This is a genomic window from Pseudotabrizicola sediminis (assembly GCF_004745575.1).
Lineage (GTDB): Bacteria > Pseudomonadota > Alphaproteobacteria > Rhodobacterales > Rhodobacteraceae > Pseudotabrizicola > Pseudotabrizicola sediminis.
Genome location: NZ_RPEM01000042.1, coordinates 1 through 2,351 on the forward strand (window position 1 = coordinate 1; position 2,351 = coordinate 2,351).

Here is a 2,351-nt window from a genome sequence, read left to right on the forward strand (position 1 = left end):
AGAGCAAGCCGTGAAATCACGAAGTTCACTGAGAGACTGCTAAGGGCCGGGCACGATGTGCTTTGTTCGCTCTGGTGTTGGATAGAGAGCGTTGCCTAGACCTTGGTCGGATGCATAGAGTCCAAAGGCGCAGAGGGCTTTGTTGGATGACGCTTGGGCTCGATCTGACTGTGGGTCGAGACGCGCCGTTTGGACCGAAGGCCCAGAACGAAGCCGGGATTCGACCGTGCGGAAACCTCAGCCCCGGATCGGCGCTGCAAGGCCAAAGACTTCGGCCGCTGATTTCCCGGCGGCCAGAGCCTTGGTCCAAGTGGTCTCGCGCGTGAGTTTGGCTTCGGCATCGGCGATAAGGGTTCTGACTTGTATCGGCGACAGCGACACCAGACCGTCATCGTCGCCGATCATCAGATCACCGGGGGCAACGCTGGTTCCGCCGATCGTGACGGGCAGGTTGATGGCGCCACGATCTGCCCCTGTGGGCCCGCGCGGATTGATCCAGCGCGCAAAGACCGGGAAATCATCCCAACCCCCGACTGTTCCCAAGTCGCGCACAGCACCGTCGCAGATAAGGCCGGCTGCTCCCTTTGCGCGCAAATGCCCGGACAAGATGTCGCCGATCATGGCGGCCTCTCGGTATCCGCCCGCGTCGATCACCAGAACCTGGCCGCGCTCGATTACGTCCAGCGCCAGCAAGACCGCGCCGAAATCGGGGGCTTCGCAGCGGACGGTGACGGCCTGACCAAAAAGCCTTGGCTGCTGCCCAGCTGGGCGCAAGGGGCGAAGGGCGGGGTCGATCTGCCCCGCCTCGCAGACCAGATCAACGGCAATCGCCACGGGAATGGCGCTCCAGCGGTCGATCTCGGCCGCGGTCAGTTCAAAAGCGGGGGTGTGCAACGTGACTGGCATGGAACCTCGGGGTCAGTGGTTGGCGTACAGAGCTTTGCCCAAAGCGGCAATCCCGGTCCGGATGGCGTCCAGCGACGGGGATGAGAAATTCAGCCGGGCATGATTGGCGCGCGGGGTCAGGGGAAAGAAAGTCGCCCCCGGCACATAGGCCACCCGTGCTTGCGGCAAGGCCACGCGGCGCATGAAGTCCGTGGTATCGAAGCCCTCGGAAAAGGTAAGCCAAGTGAATAGCCCGCCCTCGGGGTCGGTGGCGGTGATGTCTTGTGGAAGATGCTGGCGGATCGCGTCCAGCATCGCCTCTTTCTTGGCCGAATAAGCCGCACGCAGGGTGGCAATATGGGCCGCAAGGTCATAGCGGTCCAGAAACAGGCTGGCGGCGGCCATGTTCAGGGTCGAGGTCTGCGTATCAGCGGCGACCTTCAAGAGCCCCATGCAAGCAAGAATATCTGGCGAGGCCACAGCCCAACCGATCCGCAGACCGGGCACCAACACTTTCGAGAAGCTGCACAGATGGATGACCCGACCTTCGGTATCCAGCGATTTGAGTGTCGGCAAGTTCTCACCAGTAAAGCGGATATGGCGGTAGGGCGTATCCTCCAGAACGATAAGATCATAACGATTGGCCAGCGCAATCAATTGCTTGCGCCGCGCCAAAGACAGGGTCACGCCGGTCGGGTTCTGGAAATCCGGCACGGTGTAGATCATCTTCGCCCGAGGGTTGGCAGTCAGGATCGCCTCCAGACGATCCGTCTGCATGCCCTCGGCATCGACCGGAACGACGGCATAGCGCGGTTGGCTGGGCTCAAACGCGATCAGCGCGCCCAGAAAGGTAGGGTCTTCGGTGATGATCACATCGCCGGGGTCAATCAGCATTCGTGCCGCAAAATCAAGCCCCTGCTGCGACCCTTGCAGGATCAGGACATCGTCCGCGGTGCAGGACATACCATCCGCCGTCATCAGCCCCGCGATCTGGTCGCGCAGACGCGGCAGGCCGTTGGAGGGGGCGTATTGCATCGAGGCTCCGCCGGGTTTTTGGATAATCTCGTGAAAAACGGCGTCCAACTGTGCCGCTGGGAACAGCGTTGCATCGGGATAGCCGCCGCCAAAAGAGATGATCGAAGGATCCGCGCCCAAAGCCAACAACTCACCAATGGCCGAGGGCTGAACCTTTGCCATTCGTTGCGCGTATCTGGTTGGCATTTGGTTGGGGTCCTGAATTTTGTTAGACTCAGCTGACACGAATAAGCAAGCCGCTGCAAGCAGCGGATGCCGCTCTGCCTGAAACGCTTCATAAAGGTTGGACCAGCTTTGGCACCTTGCCTACCCTTCCAAGATTTGCCCATGAAGAGGTGTTTAAGCAAGACACTCTGGCCGATTCAGGGATACGGCATTGCCGCATTCGAAGGGCTCTGATGATGTGACCGCCCCCCGACGGCATCGATGTG

Annotated in this window: 2 protein-coding genes; both read right to left on the reverse strand. The window is 60.7% G+C overall.

What is annotated here, in order from left to right:
- Positions 1-237: 237 nt before the first annotated feature.
- Positions 238-906 carry an RraA family protein gene (locus EEB11_RS19175; protein ID WP_135434185.1) on the reverse strand — a complete coding sequence of 223 codons (669 nt, stop codon included), beginning with the start codon at positions 904-906 and terminating at the stop codon, positions 238-240.
- Between the two features lie 12 nt (positions 907-918).
- On the reverse strand, positions 919-2,106 hold the full coding sequence (locus EEB11_RS19180) for an aminotransferase-like domain-containing protein (protein WP_135434187.1): 1,188 nt from the start codon (positions 2,104-2,106) through the stop codon (positions 919-921).
- Positions 2,107-2,351: the final 245 nt, after the last annotated feature.

Coding starts and splice junctions, on each gene's coding strand:
- EEB11_RS19175 (WP_135434185.1), bottom strand. CDS start 906: ATGCCAGTCACGTTGCACACCCCCGCTTTTGAACTGACCGCGGCCGAG.
- EEB11_RS19180 (WP_135434187.1), bottom strand. CDS start 2,106: ATGCCAACCAGATACGCGCAACGAATGGCAAAGGTTCAGCCCTCGGCC.